The following is a 15,706-nucleotide window of genomic DNA, read 5'->3' as shown; positions in this document are numbered from 1 at the left end:
ACCGGCAATATAGCCGCGCCGATCTGGTCGATCAGACGATCCATACCGTCGAGCGCAATCTGGGCGAAGGCGCGCTGCTGGTCGCGATCGTGCTGCTGTTCGTGATGGGCAACTGGCGCGCCGCGCTGATCGTCGCGCTGGTCATCCCGCTCGCCTTTCTGGTGACGGTCAGCGGGATGCACGCCATCGGCCTGTCGGGCAATCTGATGAGCCTGGGTGCGCTCGACTTCGGGTTGATCGTCGACGGCGCGATCGTGGTGGTCGAGAACAGCCTGCGTCTGCTCTCCCTGCGCCGCGTCGAAAAGGGCGAGGAGCTCACCGCCGACGAACGCCGCGACACGGTGGCCCATGCCGCCCGCATGGTCGCGCGGCCGACCTGCTTCGGCATCGCGATCATCGCACTCGTCTATGTGCCCGTGCTCAGCCTGGGCGGGGTCGAAGGCAAGCTGTTCCAGCCCATGGCGCAGGCGGTGATGCTGGCGATCGTCGCCGGGCTATTCTGGACCTTCACCATCGTGCCGATGCTCTCGGCTTGGGCGTTGCGCGCGCCCGCCCGGCCGCATGGCGAGGATGCGCCCAAGGGCTTCGTCGCGGTCGCCGAGCGGGTCTATACCCCGGTACTGGAACGCTAGCTGCGTCACCCGGCAATCCTCGTCCTCGGGGCGCTGATGCTGCTGGCGGCGGCGTTCATCGCCTTCAAGTCGCTCGGCTCGCAATTCACGCCGCAGCTGGACGAGGGCGCGATCACCGCGATGGTCTATCGCCCGGTCGGCATGTCGCTGGAGCAGAGCCTCGCCATCGAGCAGGCGACCGAGCGCGCCATCCGCCGCAAATTCCCGCAGGTCAGCCATACCTTCTCGCGCATCGGCACCAGCGAGGTCGCGACCGACCCAATGCCGCCCAACGAGAACGACCTCTATATCTTCTACAAGCCGCTGAAGGACTGGCCGACCGGCGACGGAATGCCTCGTACCAAGCAGGAACTGATCGCCGGGATCGAGAAGGTCGCGCGCCAGGTCTATCGGGGCCAGAATCTCGAATTCGCTCAGCCGATCGAGATGCGCTTCAACGAGATGCTGGAGGGCGTGCGCGCCGACGTGTCGGTCAAGATTTATGGCGACGATTACGACGTGCTGGAACGCGCCGCCGGACAGGCCAAGGCGATCCTCGAAAAGCTGCCCGGCACCGAGGGCGTCGAGTTCGAGACGGCCGGCCGCCCCAAGAGCATCGTGGTCGAACTGGACCGTGCAGCGCTGATCCGCCTGAACCTGGGCGCGCAGGCGGTCAACGACGCGATCCGCGACGCGCTGGCAGGGGCCGAGGTCGGCTTCATCCCGCACGGCCCCGCCCGCCACGCCATCGTGATCCGCATGCCGGACTCGCTGCGCGCCGATCCGGCGGCGATCCTGGCGCTGCCCCTGCGGGTCGGCGACTATGGCATGGTGCCCCTGTCGCGCGTCGCCCGGCTGAAGGAAACCCGCATCGTCGAGCCGATCCTGCACGACGACACCAACCGCCGCGCCGCGCTGATGGTCAATCTGTCGACCAGCGATCTGGCGGGCTATGTCCAGCGCGCCCAGGCCGCGATCAACGGGCAGGTCAAGCTGCCCCCCGGCTATCGCATCGAATTCGGAGGGCAATATCACCAGCTGGAGGCCGCGCAGAAGCGCCTGTCGATCGTGGTGCCCGCCGCGCTGATCCTGATCTTCGCACTGGTCTATGCGGCACTGGGCAGCGTACGCGAGGCGGCGATCGTCTATACCGGCATACCCTTCGCGGTGACGGGCGGCGTGCTGGCGCTATGGCTGCGCGGCATGCCCTTTTCGATCACGGCGGCGATCGGCTTCATCGCGCTGTCGGGCATCGCGATGCTCAACGGGCTGGTGCTGATCGACCATATCAACAGCTTGCGCGACGGACGCGAGGGTGATCCGCTGCCCGCCGAGGAGGCCGTGCGGCGCGGTGCGCATGACCGGTTGCGCCCGGTCCTGTCGACCGCGCTGGTCGCCTCGGTCGGGTTCATCCCCATGGCGATCGCGACCGGATCGGGGGCGGAGGTCCAGCGGCCGCTCGCCACCGTGGTCATCGGCGGGATCATCACCTCGACGATCCTCACCCTGGTCCTGCTGCCCAGCCTCTATGCCTGGATCGAGCGCCGCCGCCCGTCCTCCACCGATCGCAACGACACGGCGACGCCCGCCGAGGCCTGACGCCGGTCGCGCCGACAGCGAGAACCGGCGCGGACCGCGCGTGAACGGTAAAGGGGCTCAGGCCGCGACGCCCCCCGCCGTGCGCCGATGGCGATGCTCGTCCAGGCTGGAGACGTTGGTGACGCCCCGCGCGCCGCCCCCGGCGATCGTGAACTGCGCCATCTGCCGGGAGAGTTCGTCGGCCTCTTCGGCCAGGCTCCTGGCGGCGGCGGTGGCCTCCTCGACCATCGCCGCATTCTGCTGCGTGACCATGTCCATCTGGCCGACGGCGGTATTGACCTGCTGAAGCCCGGTGCTCTGCTGTTCCGCCGAGGTGGCGATGTCGCCGATCAGCTGGTTGATCTCGGTGATGCGCGAGACGATGCGGCTGAGCGCCTGACCGGTTTCATGGACCAGCCCGACCCCCGCATGGACCTGCTGGGCCGACACCGAGATCCGCTCCTTCACCTCCTTGGCGGCATCCGCCGACCGCTGCGCCAGCGCCCGCACCTCGGAGGCCACGACCGCAAAGCCCTTGCCCGCATCCCCGGCCCGTGCGGCCTCGACCCCGGCGTTGAGCGCGAGCAGATTGGTCTGGAACGCGATGCCGTCGATGACCGAGATGATGTCGGAGATTTCGGTCGAGGCGCGCTCGATCCCGTTCATCGCGACCATCGCATCCTCCATGATCCGGCCGGAATGCTGGACCTCGTCCTTGGCCTGGCCGACCATCTCGCGCGCCAGCCCCGCCTGCTCGGCGGTCTTGCGAACGGTTGTCGTGATCTCGTCCATCGCGGCTGCGGTTTCCTCCAGGCTGGCCGCCTGTTGCTCGGTCCGCTGCGACAGGTCGTCCGATGCCTGGCGGATGTCGGAAGCGCCGTTGATGATGCCGCCCGTCGACACCAGGACCTGCGACATCGCGCCCTGCAACGCATCAGCGGCACGGTTGAAGTCGCTCTTGATCGCGGCGAAGGGGCCGTCCAGGTCACGGTTCAGGCGCGACGCCAGATCGCCTTCCGCCAGCTTGGAGAGCGCCGCCCCTACGCTGTCGACGATCAGCGTCGTCTGCGCCGTCTTGGCGCGGTCGGCGGCCAGCAACTGCCCGCGCAGGGCATCGAGCGCCATCGCCAGTCGACCGACCTCGTCGCGGCGATCGTCATCGACAACCGACGTCGCCGTCATGTCGCCGCTCGCCAGCGCAGTCAGGCCGGTGGTGACCGCATTCACCGGCCGCGCGATCTGCCGGACCAGCAGGACCAGAATGGCGAGCGCCAGCACCAGGCTGAGGATCATGCCACCGAAGATCGCCTGCGAGATGGTCGCGAACGCCTCGGCCTGCGACGCCTGCCGCTTGGCGAGCAGCGCATTTTCCGTGGCGATCACGCCGCCCACCTGCGCGCGCAGCCGGTCCATCAGCGTCTTGCCCAGACCCGTCGCGGTGCTGGCGCGTGCGGTCGCCTGGGTGGCCGCCGTCGCCATCAGCGCGATATTGGGTTCGGCCACCTCGTTGCGCCAGCGCCGGGCGAGCGCCGCGATCTCGGCCAGCCGCGCCTGCTGTTCGGGATTGTCGCTGGTCAGTCGACGCGCCGTTTTCACCGTCTCGGCAAAGTCGGCCCCGCCCTGCGCATAAGGTGCCAGGAAATTGCGATTGTCGGTCAACAGATAGCCGCGCAGGCCGGTCTCCTGATTGACCATCGCCTCGATCAGTTTGCTCGACGCCAGAATGACCTTGTACGTGTGTTCGTTGATCGCGGTCGTCTCACGAACCTGATTCTTCTTCGTATAGACGACGAAGTTCATGCTCAATGTCAGCGCCAATATAATACCCAGACACAGGGCAAGCTTCCTCACCATCGAAAGGTTATCAAAAAAGCGCATGGGACAATATCCTGATAATCCACCCGCGGCACCGTACATTGGGCCGGAGGTCAAGCCTTACACATATCGCGGCGACAGGCCGCCTAGATCAGAGGCAGATATTTCGACATGACCGTTCGCACCCGACTTGTTGAAATCGGGCGCGATTGAACATCCATTTCATTAACAAACCAAAAGTCATCGAAAAAACTGGCCGATCGCGCCGCCGACCGCATCGGACGCGATTTTTTCCGTTTTAGGGAACCAATTTCGACGCCCGGACAGGTGGCATCAGTCGATCTCGCGCGTGATCGGATAGCGCAGAGGATAGGGATGCCCCGGCCCGGCCCGCGCATAGAGCCAGGCGAGACGGGCATCGGGATCGGCGGCGAAAGACGGTTCCTCCCGCAGCTTCGCCTCGAACGCCGCCTTCACCGTCGCATCGGTCGCCAGCACATGCTCGCCCAGCGCGGCCAGGATATAGGCATCCGTGTCGGGCGCGGGCGCCAGCATCTCGGGAAAGAAGCCCCAGGCCAGGAAGGAATCCTGGCTTTCCGGCTCCAGCAGCGATGCGGCCAGCAGGCCGAGCGGCTGGTCGGCGGGCACGCGTACACTGCCCGCAGGCATCACCTCCGCCGCCCGTTCATGCGCGAACCGCGCGGTGATCGGATAGCGACCTTCCTTGGGCTGCTGCACCTGCGGATCGATCAGCCTCACCCGGTCGACGACCTGCGTGCGGGGAGCCGCGATCGTGTCGAACGCGATGCCGTGCAGCCGCAGCCGCTCGATCACCTCGGTCTGCGACGGCGGCACCCACCAGGCGGTCGGCAGACGGACCGTCTCGGTCGGCGTCTGGCCGATGATCGGCATGCGGAAGGTGACGGGCCGACCCAGCCAGCGCTGCTCGGCGCGCCCCGAGGCGGGCGAAATGGTGGTGTCGAACGCCACGCCCTTGAAGCCATCGACCCAGCCGATCGGCGTCGGCGCGGGCTTCCAGCGGGTCAGCAGTTCGGCGGGACGGCTGGCGCGATCCGCCTCCTTGGCGGCGATGATGCGCGCGGCATCGGTCGCAGCGATCTTCAGCGCCGCCTCGATCAGGACATAGGTGCCGAGCACGCGCCGCCGATACGGCTTGAGCATATGGTTCTCGACCAGAACCGTCGGCATCGCGATGAAGTCGCCATAGCCGGTCGAATAGCGCGGCCCTTCGGGGCTGTAGCGGATGCCCTTGTCGGGCTGGCGGACGTCGATCGGGCTGGGATAGATGGTCGGGACATGCCCGGCCGCGGTCAGCGCCCGCGACACGGCGGGACCGAAGCGGCCCTCCAGCCAGGCGGCGGTCGCCCGGTGGCGCGCATAGCGCCCCCAACCGGCATAGGTGAAGGTCACGTCATACTGCATGTCGAAGCCTTCGCTGACATGGCAGTCGATATAGAGGATCGGGTCGAGAGAGCGGATCAGACCGATCATCGCCCGCGATTCCGGCGCGTCGAGCTTGGCATAATCGCGGTTCAGGTCGATGTCCCGCGCATTGGCATCGCGCCCCTTTTCGGCGGGGCCACGGATATGCGGATAGTTATAGGTGCTTCGCTGTTCGTGCCCGTCGATATTATAGACCGGCACGAAGACCAGATCGACCTTGTCGAGCAAGTCGTCCTTGCCGCGCAGCGCGATGTCGCGCAGCAGCATCAGCCCGGCATCCTTGCCGTCAATCTCCCCCGCATGGATGCCGCCCTGGACCAGCACGACGGGCTTCGCCGCCCCTCCCTTGCTGGCCCGGACATAGATCATCTCGCGCCCCTCGGTAGTGCGGCCGAAGCCCTTCACCGTGATGAGCGGCGACGCGGCGGCCAGGCGCTCCAGCCATGCCCGGACCTCGGCATAGCGCGGCGTCGTGCGGAACCCTGCCGCCTCGGCCGGGGTGATCCACGGATCGTCCGCCGCGACGATCAGGCCCTCGCTCGCCCCCGTCCACGGCATGGTCGGCGGCAGGATCGCATCGGGCAGTCCCCCCGCCGCTCCCCCCTGCGCCGCAACCGGATCAACCGGCGCGACCACCATGCCGAGCATGGCAGCCAGGGGCATAAGGCGAAAAGGCAGCGTGCAAGAGTGCGTCACGATCATGATCCTGTCGTGCGCCATCCTCGATGACGCAGGGGGCATAAGGCGCGCCTGTTGCCGGATATGACACAACAAGACAATATATCATTTCATTCTATGCACCCCCCGGAACATGGCCGACACGTTGCTCCGCCGCGCGGCGGCCGCCCGCCGATCTCGTTCGGGCAAGGCGAATTGGCGCGGGAAGTGGCGGGCCATCCGCGCAACGGCCCGATCGGCATTCCCAATGCGGCTCGGGCTCGAACCGATCGACGTTCAGCCCCCCTCTTCCCTCTCCCCTGGACAGGGGAGAGGGTTAGCGGAGCTTGCCAGCGTGCGGGCTGGCGCAGCTTGGGTGAGGGGTTGAGCGAGCCTTTGGCTCGCGCTCGCTTAGGCGAGCCTTCACCCCTCACCCAGCTCCGACTAAGCCTTTGCTTTCGCAAAGACCAAGTCTGCGCAACCCTCTCCCCTCTGCGAGGGGCGAGGGGAAAGGGGCATGACCGAATGTCGACCAACTCTAGGACTTGCGTGTCCACCACCCGCCGCCAAGCGCCTGATAGAGCAGGACCGTATCGCTCAACCGCTGCGAGCGTGCCTGGACGAGGGCGGATTGCGTGCCCAGCCAGGCGGCTTGCAGGTTGAGCGTCGCCGCACCGCTGACCTGCCCCAGCCGCGCCTGATCCTGCGCGATGGCGAGTGCGTGGCGCGCCGCCTGATCCGCCTGCGCGGCGGCGCGAAGGCCTTGCGCGTCGGCGGACACGGCCTGGAGCACATCCGCGACATTCTGCATCGCCGACAGCACGGTCGAGCGATATTGCGCCTTGGCCTGGTCGAGCGTGGCCTCGGCGGCGCGTTGCCGCTTGAGCAGCGTGCCGCCCTCGAAGATCGGCTGGAGCAGGCCGCCGGTCAGCGACCAGAAGGGATTGCCGTCGCGGAACAGCGTCGACAGGCCGGTCGAGGTGCCGCCCGCCGCGCCGTTGATCGAAAAGCTCGGCAGCCGCGCGGCGATGGCGACGCCGACCTGCGCCGAGGCATAATGGAGATTGGCCTCGGCCGCGCGGATGTCCGGGCGCTGCGCGACCAGTTCGGAGGGGAGCGAGACCGGCAGCTCGGCGGGCAGGTGCAGCGCGTCGAGATCGGGCGCGACGAAATGCTCGGCCGGATAGCGACCGGTCAGCACCGCCAGGAAGTCGCGTGCCTGCGCCTGCTGCTTCGTCAGGGTCGGCAATGTCGCCTCGGCCTGGGACAGCGCCAGCTGCGCCGCCGCCACATCCGCGCCGCTCGCCGCCCCCAGCCTGAGCTGCGCCTGCACGATGTCCCGATAGCGGCGGTCCGCGGCGATCACGTCGCGCGTCATCGCGATCTGGCGGTCTAGGCTGGCGAGCGTGATCGCGGTGTTGGCGACATTGGTCGTGACGGTCAGGAACGCCGCCTCGGTCTGGAAACGCTGCGCCTCGGCCTGGGCCTTGGCCCCCTCCACCCCGCGGCGGATACCGCCGAACAGATCGGGGGTGTAGCTGGCCGTCGCGCCCGCCGTGTAGAGGGTGAAGATGTCCGAATTGTCGTTGAGCGGCGATTGCAGGACGCCCGCATTCTTCTGCCGCTCGACCTGGGCATTGACGCCGATGGTCGGGAACAGGCTGCCGCGCTGTGCCAGATAGGTCTGCCGGGCCGCGCGCAACGCCGCCTTGGCGCTTTCCACGTCCGGGTTGTGCGCCAGCGCATCCTCCTCCAGCGCATCGAGCGCGGGCGAGCCGAACTGCGTCCACCAGCGATAGGAGAGCGCCCCGCCCCAGCGGAAGCTCTGCGCCGCGCCGCCCGCGACCGGGGCGGCCTCGGTCTGCGCGGGCAAGGCGGTCGGCGTGTAGGCGCTCGCGCTCGGGGCGGCGGGCGTGTGGAAATTCGGGCCGACCGCGCAGCCACCAAGCATCAGGGCCAGCATCAGGCAGGGCTTGCGGCGCATCAGTTCGCCTCCTCCGCATCATCGTCTTCGAGGATCGGCCGGGGCCGTCCGGCGGGCGAGAACATCTCGATCAGCACCGGCAGGACCAGCAGGATCAGCGCGGGAGCGAGCAGGATGCCGCCCACCACCACCAGGGCCAGCGGCCGCTGCACCTGCGCGCCGATCGCGGTCGACATCGCGGCGGGCAGCAGGCCGAGGCAGGCCGCCAGACAGGTCATCAGGACCGGCCGCAACCGCGTCTCCGCCGCCTGGACCAGGGCCTGGCTCCGCTCGATCCCGCGCTCGACCAGTTCGTGGAAATAGGACAGGACGATCACCCCCTCCATCGCCGCGATACCGAACAGCGCGATGAAGCCGATGGCGGCGGACACGCTGAACGGCGTGCCGGTCAGGGCCAGCGCGAAGATGCCGCCGATCACGGTCATCGGCAGGACGCTCGACACCAGCAGGGTCTCGGTGATCGACGAGAAATGGAGGAACAGCAGCAGCCCGATCAGCACCAGGGTGATCGGCACGATCACCTCCAGCCGGTCGAGCGCGGCCTGAAGATCGCCAAACTCGCCCACCCATTCCAGATGCTGACCGTCGCCCAGCTTCACCTGCGTCGCGACCGCCTTTTGCGCATCGGCCACCGCGCCGCCCAGATCGCGTCCACGCACGCTGAACTTGATCGGGATATAGCGGGTCTGCTGCTCGCGATAGATGAAGGACGGGCCGGAGATCAGCTTGACGCTGGCGACATCGCCCAACGGCACCTGCGTCGTGCCGCCGCTGGCATTGGCGACGCCGATCGGGATGGCGCGCAGGTCGTCCAGCGTCGCACGCTGCGCGGTGTTCAGGCGGACCATGATCGGGAAGTTTCGGTCGCTGCCCTTCTCGTACAGATTGCCCGCCGCCTGGCCGCCGATCGCCGCCTGGACCACCGCGTTGACGTCGCCGGGCGCAAGGCCGTAGCGCGCCGCCTTTTCGCGATCGACGTCGATCTTGACCGTCGGCTGGCCCAGCGAATTGAAGATCGACAGGTCGGTGATGCCCGGCACCTTCGCCATCGCCGCCTTCACCGCCTCGGCGCTGCGTTGCAGGCTTTCCAGGTCGTTGCCGTAGAGCTTGACCGAATTCTCGCCCTTCACGCCCGAGGCGGCTTCTTCGACATTGTCCTCGATATATTGCGAGAAATTGAAGTCGACCCCGGCGAAATTGGCCGCCAGTTTGCGGTTCATGTCGTCGGTCAGCTTTTCCTTGGTCATGCCGCTCGGCCATTCGCTGCGCGGTTTGAGCGGCACGAAGAATTCGGTGTTGAAGAAGCCGGTGGCGTCGGTGCCGTCATCGGGGCGGCCATGCTGCGAGATGACGGTCGCAACCTCCGGGTAGCTCGCCAGGATGCGGCGCATATGGTTCACATAGTCGTCGCCCGCCGCCAGCGAGACCGATTGCGGCATGGTCGCGCGGATCCAGAGATTGCCCTCCTCCAGATGCGGCAGGAATTCCAGGCCCAGGCCGTGCGCGGCGACCACCGCCAGCAGGAACAGCGCGCCCGCGATGGTCAGGGTGACGGCGCGTGCGCGCAGCGCCAGGTGCAGCAGCGGATGATAGACCGAATGCAGCCAGCGCACGATCGCCGTCTCGCGCTCCTCCAGGTCAAGGCCGAGCAGGATCGCCGACAGGGCGGGCGACACGGTGAAGGTCGCGACCAGCCCGCCCGCAATGGCATAGGCATAGGTGCGCGCCATCGGCCCGAAGATATGCCCCTCGATCCCCGTCAGGGTGAACAGCGGCAGGAAGGACATGATGATGATCGCCGCCGAGAAGAAGATGGCGCGGTTCACCTCGCCGCTTGCCTCGGCGATGACGGCGATCTTGCGCGCCATCAGCTTGTCCTTGCGCAAGCGGACATTGGGCGCCTCGGACAGATGGCGGAAGATATTCTCGACCATGATGACCGTCGCGTCGACGATCAGGCCGAAGTCGATCGCACCGACCGACAACAGATTGGCGGACTCGCCGCGCGCCACCAGGATCATGACGGCGGTGAACAGCGCGAAGGGGATGGTCGCCGCGACCACGATCGCGCTGCGCAGATTGCCGAGGAACACCCACTGGATCAGGAAGATCAGGATCACCCCGAACAGCAGATTGTGCATGACCGTGTGGGTGGTCAGGTCGATCAACTGGCTGCGGTCGTAGATGCGCTCGATCTTCACGCCGGGCGGCAGGATGTTGGAATTGTTGATCTTCTGCACCTCCGCCTCGACGGCGGCGATGGTCGGCGAGCTCTTCTCGCCCCGGTGCATCAGGACGATGCCCTCGACGATGTCATTGTCCTGATCCTGGCCCGCAATGCCCAGGCGCGGCAGATGGCCGACGCCGACCTTCGCCACGTCGCGCACGAAGACGGGCGCGCCGTTGACGGTCTTCAGGAAGGTGTTGCGGATCTGGTCGGGCGACTGGATCAGGCCGACGCCGCGCACGATCGCCGCCTTGGGGCCAAGGTCGATGGTCTGGCCGCCGACATTGATATTGGCGTTGTTCAGCGCCTGAAGCACCTGGCCCAGCGTCAGGCCGTTCGCCATCAGCGCCTGCTTGTCGACCTCGACATCATAGGTCTTGGTCTTGCCGCCCCAGCCCGACACGTCGATCACGCCCGGCACCGCCTTGAACCGGCGCTCCAGCATCCAGTCCTCGATGGTCTTCAGGTCGGTCACCGAATAGCCGGGCGGGCCGACGACGCGGTAGCGATAGATTTCGCCGATCGGGCTTTCGGGCGACAGCTGCGGCTGGACGCCGCCGGGCAGCGGCGACAGCTGGCTCAGCTTGTTGATGACCCGCTGCTCGGCCTCTTCATAGGTATAGTCATAGGTGAACTGCACCTTCACGTCGGACAGGCCGAACAGCGAGATGGTGCGCACCGTCTTCACATGCGGGATGCCCGCCAGCTGGATTTCGATCGGGATCGTGATGTTGCGCTCGATCTCCTCGGCCGACTGCCCCGGATATTGGGTGATGATGTCGACCAGCGGGGGAACGGGATCGGGATAGGCCTCGATATTCAGGCGGCTGAAGGCAAAGCCCCCCGCCCCCAGCATGATGACGAGGAAGAGCAGGACCAGCCAGCGGCGCTTCAGCGCGAAATTGACGACGGCGCCCATCGGATCAGTCTCCGCCGTTCGCGCGGTCGATGAAGACCGAGCCCGCGGTCACGACCTGCTCGCCGGGGGCCAGGCCTTGCGTCACCGTCACCGCATCACCCGTGCTGGTGCCGGTGCGGATCGCGCGCAGCGACAGGCTGTGCCGCTCGGGATGCGCGACCCAGACATGCGCGTCGTCGCCTTCGTAGAGGACGGCGATCGCCGGGATTTCGACCGCCTGCACGGTCGCCCCGTCGGACAGCCGCGCGCTGGCGAACATATTGGGGCGCAGCGCGCCGTCCGGGTTGGCGATCTGCGCGCGGACGACGATGCGGCGGGTATTGGGATCGACGACCGGCGCAACATAATAGACGCGCGCGTCGAAGCGACGCCCCGGAAAGGCGGGGACCTGGACCGACAGCAGCGCGCCGCGCCGCAGCTTGCCCGCATCCGCCTCGCGCACATTGGCGACCAGCCAGACATGCGACAGGTCGCTGATGGTGAACAGCGGCGTGCTCGCCCCGGCCGCCGCGCTTTCGACATATTGGCCGACGCCGGCATTGCGCGCGGTGACGGTGCCGTCGATCGGACTGCGCACGATCGCCTCGTCCCGGCCGCTGCCGCCCGCACCGCCCAGCCCCAGCACCTGAAGCCGCCCGCGCGCCGCCGACAGCTGCGCCTCGCTGCTCGCCAGCGTGCTGCGCGCATTGGCGAGGTCGGACTGGGCCTGCTGCACGTCGCGCTGCGCCGCGCCCTGCACCGCCAGCAGCGCCTGTTGCCGCGCGGCATTGGCCTCGGCGGTGGTCAGCGCCTTGCGCGCGGCGACGACGGCGGCCTGCGCCGTGGCGATGTCGCTACGCCCCTGCACCAGTTCGGAGGCGGCGATGGCATAGATGGGCTGGCCGCGCCGGACCACGTCGCCCGGCTTCACGAAGATCTGCGAGATCCGCCCCGTGAACGGCGAGAAGAGCTGCGTCGTCCGATCGTCATCGGTCGCGATCTGGCCGTCGGTCAGCAGCGCGGGCGCATATTGGTCGCCGCCTGCCTTTACGAAGCGCAGATTGGCCCATTGCTGATCGGTCGGCCGGAACTCGCCGGGGGGCAGTGCGTCCTTGCGGGCGGGCGCGGCGTCCTGGGACGAGGAACAGGCACCCAGCATCAGAGCCAGGCTGACGGGGGCAAGCGCGGTCCAGAGCCGCCGGTCGCGGGGAAAGCAGGTCATGCCCTTCGCGGTAGAGAGCGGCCCGGTTTATCGGCAATCGCCCAGCCGTATCGGCCCGCTATACCTTGGTATATCCACCCACGTCTCGACGGTGGCCCCTGCGGCTTGATAAGGCGGGACCATGCACCGAAAGGATCATGTCCCGCCCGATGGCCGCGTCCTGCGCTGGATGACCGGCGCGCTGGTCGCCGCGCTGATCCCCGGCATCTTCACGGTCGACGTGATGACCGACCGGGTGCTGGCGGTCGCGGTCCTCTATATCATTCCCATCCTGTTGTCGTTGCGCGTCTTTGCCCCGGCGCGGGTCATGGCGCTGGCGGGCCTGTGCGTCGTGCTGACGATGCTGGGCAGCCCGCTGACCCGGTTCGGCATGACCGAGGCAGGGATGGTCAACCTGGCGATCAGCCTGATCGCGATCGTCACCACCGGCTATCTGGGCCAGCGGATGCTGGCGCACGAGGCCGCCTCGCACGAGGCGCGCGCGCATATGCGGCGGCTGTCGCGGATCGGCAATCTGGGCGAGCTCGCCTCCTCGATCGCGCATGAGGTGAACCAGCCGCTGGCCGCCATCGCCAGCAGCGCGGGCGCGGGCCGCCGCTGGCTCGATGCCAGCCCGCCCGACCTGATCCGCGCCCGCGAGTCGCTCGACCGGATCGCCCGCGACGCCGCGCGCGCGGGCGAGGTGGTGACCGGGGTCCGCCGCCTGGCCAGCCGCAAGCCGTCGACGCCCGGCTGGACCGACATGGCCGAACTGGTCGAGGAGTGCGTCGCCATCGCCCGCGCCGAGCTGGACCGGCAGCAGATCCGCCTCGACCTCGAAGGGCCCGACGACGCCCTGGTCGTCTGGGCCGATCGGGTGCAGATCCAGCAGATCCTCGTCAACCTCCTCATCAACGCGATCGAAAGCGTGGCGCAGAACGGCGCGGCGGAGCGGCGCATCGTGCTGACGACGGGGCAGGCGGCGGGTTTCGTCACCCTGTCGGTCGCCGATACCGGCGCGGGCCTGTCGTCCGAGGCGATGGGTCATTTGTGGGAGCCCTTCTGGACCAGCAAGGAGGGCGGCGTCGGCCTGGGCCTGACGATCAGCCGGACCATCGCCGAGGCGCATGGCGGCGCGCTGGAATGCCGCCCGCGCGGCGGGCGCGGCGCGGTGTTCGAGCTGCGCCTGCCGCTGACCCCGGAGCCCGGTCATGCCTGATCCAGCCGCCGACGGCCCGCTCGTCCGCATCGTCGACGACCAGTTCTCGGTGCGCGAGGCGGTGGTCGACCTGTTCGCCTCGGTCGGGCTGGCCGCGCGCGGCTATGCCTCGGTCGCCGAGTTCCGGCAGGTGGACGATCCCACCCGGCCGGGCTGCATCGTCCTCGACGTGCGGATGCCGGGTAGCAGCGGTTTCGATCTGCTCGCGACCATGACGGCCGAGGAACAGACGCTGCCGGTGGTGTTCGTCACCGGACATGGCGATATCGCGATGGCGGTGCGGGCGATGAAGGCCGGCGCGGTCGATTTCCTGCCCAAGCCGTTCAACGACCAGCAACTGATCGACGCGGTCAACGCCGCGATCCGTCAGAACGCCACCCGCCGTGCCGAGGCACGCACCACCGCCGACGCCGCCCGTCGCCTCGCCAGCCTGAGCGAGGGCGAGGCCGATGTGCTGCGCCTGACCGTCGAGGGGTTGCGCATCAAGCAGATCGCCGACCGGCTCGACATCAGCGAGATCACGGTCAAGACCCGCCGCGCCCGCGTGATGCAGAAGCTGGAGGTCGGATCGCTGATCGACCTGCTGCGGCTCTACGACCGGAGCCGGTGACGCGCGGGGCCGATCGCGCGGCGAGGCCCTTTTCAAATGTCGGAGTTATCGGCTAGACTCCCCGTGATAGCCGGTCGCTCTCGACCGCGCCCGAACGATCCGGCGCGACCGATCCCGCAAGCAGGACGGCGGCCCATGGCGGAGGATGTGCATTGCTGACCCGACGTTTGTTCATGGCCGGGGCGACCGCCGCCGCCGCGACGCCTTCCCTCCTTCAGGCCAAAAGCGCGCCGACGATCGTCAATCCGGTCGTCCGCCAGCGCGCCGATGCGCAGGTGTTCCGCCACACCGATGGCTGGTATTACATGACCGGCTCGGTGCCCGAATATGACCGGCTAGTGCTGCGCCGCTCGAAGACGCTGGCGGGGCTGTCGACCGCGCCGGAGAAGGTCCTGTGGCGGCATCTGAAGAGCGGGCCGATGTCGGGCTTCATCTGGGCGCCCGAGCTGCATCTCGTCGACGGCCACTGGACCATGTATTTCGCCGCAGGGCCCAGCGGCGGCGGCGAGGACGTGTTCCGCATCCGCACCTATGCGGTGGTCTGCGACGGCCGCGATCCGATGACGGGCAGCTGGTCGGTGCTCGGCCAACTGCAGACCCCGTGGGACAGCTTCAACCTCGATTCCACCAGCTTCGTCCACAAGGGCCGGCGCTACCTGGCCTGGGCGCAGCGCGAGCCGGGTATCGACACCAACTCGAATCTCTACCTCGCGCCGCTCGCCTCGGCGCTGACCCTGGCGGCGAAGCCGGTGCGGCTTTCGGTCCCGACGCTCGACTGGGAAATCCGCGGGTTCAAGGTGAACGAGGCGCCGGCGGTCCTCGCCCGCAACGGCAAGCTGTTCCTGACCTATTCGGCGAGCGCGACCGATTCGCGCTATTGCCTGGGGATGCTAACCTGCCGCGCCGACGCGGACCTGATGGATGCGGCCAACTGGTCGAAGTCGCCGGTGCCGGTCTTCAAGACGTCGGTCGAGCACAAGATTTTCGGCCCGGGCCACAACAGCTTCACGGTCGACGAGCAGGGCCGCGACGTGCTGGTCTACCACGCCCGCGATTATGACCAGATCCAGGGCGATCCGCTGTTCGACCCCAACCGCCATACGCGAATGCAGTATTTCCGCTATGCCGCCGACGGCACCCCGATCTTCGGCGCGCCGGTAGCGAACGGCCCCCTGCGGCGCGGCTAAGCCGACGGCACGCCGGTCCGCCCCCAGCGCCGGCCTGCATCGATGATATTACTCTGATAAATAAAAGCTGATTCGGTCGTCGGATGGCGCCTTTCAGCCTTATTTTTCGTGGTATCGCTAACAGTTGTGTCAAATTTGCAACTGCCTTGCTGAAATATGCCGGACTAATGGGCGTCGCACAACCGTCGCTGCTTGCCGCCTCCGCGCATCCTGATATGCAAAAGTCCGAGTAATGAGCGCCACAAGAGCGTCGTC

The 15,706-nt window shown here is 67.7% G+C and carries 7 protein-coding genes and 2 pseudogenes; 4 read left to right on the top strand and 5 right to left on the bottom strand.

Annotation, left to right across the window (positions count from 1 at the left end; genetic code table 11):
• Positions 1 to 2,210: pseudogene (locus QZ814_RS14180) on the top strand (CusA/CzcA family heavy metal efflux RND transporter); the annotation flags it as partial.
• Positions 2,211 to 2,267: 57 nt separating this feature from the next.
• Here the strand turns inward: QZ814_RS14180 and QZ814_RS14175 are convergent.
• The 5 genes from QZ814_RS14175 to QZ814_RS14155 form a co-directional block, all read right to left on the bottom strand.
• Positions 2,268 to 3,989, bottom strand: coding sequence for a methyl-accepting chemotaxis protein (locus QZ814_RS14175; protein ID WP_294333383.1), 1,722 nt, complete (start codon positions 3,987 to 3,989; stop codon positions 2,268 to 2,270).
• Between the two features lie 348 nt (positions 3,990 to 4,337).
• Positions 4,338 to 6,107, bottom strand: coding sequence for a M14 family metallopeptidase (locus QZ814_RS14170; RefSeq protein ID WP_294333381.1), 1,770 nt, complete (start codon positions 6,105 to 6,107; stop codon positions 4,338 to 4,340).
• 556 nt (positions 6,108 to 6,663) lie between these two features.
• Positions 6,664 to 8,109, bottom strand: coding sequence for an efflux transporter outer membrane subunit (locus tag QZ814_RS14165; RefSeq protein ID WP_294333372.1), 1,446 nt, complete (start codon positions 8,107 to 8,109; stop codon positions 6,664 to 6,666).
• Positions 8,109 to 11,255, bottom strand: coding sequence for a CusA/CzcA family heavy metal efflux RND transporter (locus QZ814_RS14160; protein WP_294333370.1), 3,147 nt, complete (start codon positions 11,253 to 11,255; stop codon positions 8,109 to 8,111). Before QZ814_RS14160 ends, QZ814_RS14165 begins: the two co-directional genes overlap by 1 nt.
• 4 nt (positions 11,256 to 11,259) lie before the next feature.
• On the bottom strand, positions 11,260 to 12,456 hold the full coding sequence (locus QZ814_RS14155; RefSeq protein WP_294333368.1) for an efflux RND transporter periplasmic adaptor subunit: 1,197 nt from the start codon (positions 12,454 to 12,456) through the stop codon (positions 11,260 to 11,262).
• 121 nt (positions 12,457 to 12,577) lie between these two features.
• Between QZ814_RS14155 and QZ814_RS14150 the strand changes: the two genes are divergently transcribed.
• From QZ814_RS14150 to QZ814_RS14140, 3 genes and pseudogenes are all read left to right on the top strand, one after another.
• Positions 12,578 to 13,654, top strand: coding sequence for an ATP-binding protein (locus QZ814_RS14150; protein WP_294333364.1), 1,077 nt, complete (start codon positions 12,578 to 12,580; stop codon positions 13,652 to 13,654).
• Complete coding sequence (locus QZ814_RS14145; protein ID WP_294333363.1) at positions 13,647 to 14,264, top strand: response regulator; 618 nt, start codon at positions 13,647 to 13,649, stop codon at positions 14,262 to 14,264. The genes QZ814_RS14150 and QZ814_RS14145 overlap by 8 nt, the downstream gene beginning before the upstream one ends.
• Positions 14,265 to 14,437: 173 nt before the next feature.
• Positions 14,438 to 15,439 (top strand): annotated as a pseudogene (locus tag QZ814_RS14140) (glycoside hydrolase family 43 protein); the annotation flags it as partial.
• Positions 15,440 to 15,706: the final 267 nt, after the last annotated feature.

The sequence above is a fragment of the uncultured Sphingomonas sp. genome, from assembly GCF_913777625.1.
Lineage (GTDB): Bacteria > Pseudomonadota > Alphaproteobacteria > Sphingomonadales > Sphingomonadaceae > Sphingomonas.
This window is presented reverse-complemented; position numbering and strand designations above follow the sequence as displayed.

Coding starts and splice junctions, on each gene's coding strand:
- QZ814_RS14175 (WP_294333383.1), bottom strand. CDS start 3,989: ATGAACTTCGTCGTCTATACGAAGAAGAATCAGGTTCGTGAGACGACC.
- QZ814_RS14170 (WP_294333381.1), bottom strand. CDS start 6,107: ATGGTGGTCGCGCCGGTTGATCCGGTTGCGGCGCAGGGGGGAGCGGCG.
- QZ814_RS14165 (WP_294333372.1), bottom strand. CDS start 8,109: ATGCGCCGCAAGCCCTGCCTGATGCTGGCCCTGATGCTTGGTGGCTGC.
- QZ814_RS14160 (WP_294333370.1), bottom strand. CDS start 11,255: ATGGGCGCCGTCGTCAATTTCGCGCTGAAGCGCCGCTGGCTGGTCCTG.
- QZ814_RS14155 (WP_294333368.1), bottom strand. CDS start 12,456: ATGACCTGCTTTCCCCGCGACCGGCGGCTCTGGACCGCGCTTGCCCCC.
- QZ814_RS14150 (WP_294333364.1), top strand. CDS start 12,578: ATGCACCGAAAGGATCATGTCCCGCCCGATGGCCGCGTCCTGCGCTGG.
- QZ814_RS14145 (WP_294333363.1), top strand. CDS start 13,647: ATGCCTGATCCAGCCGCCGACGGCCCGCTCGTCCGCATCGTCGACGAC.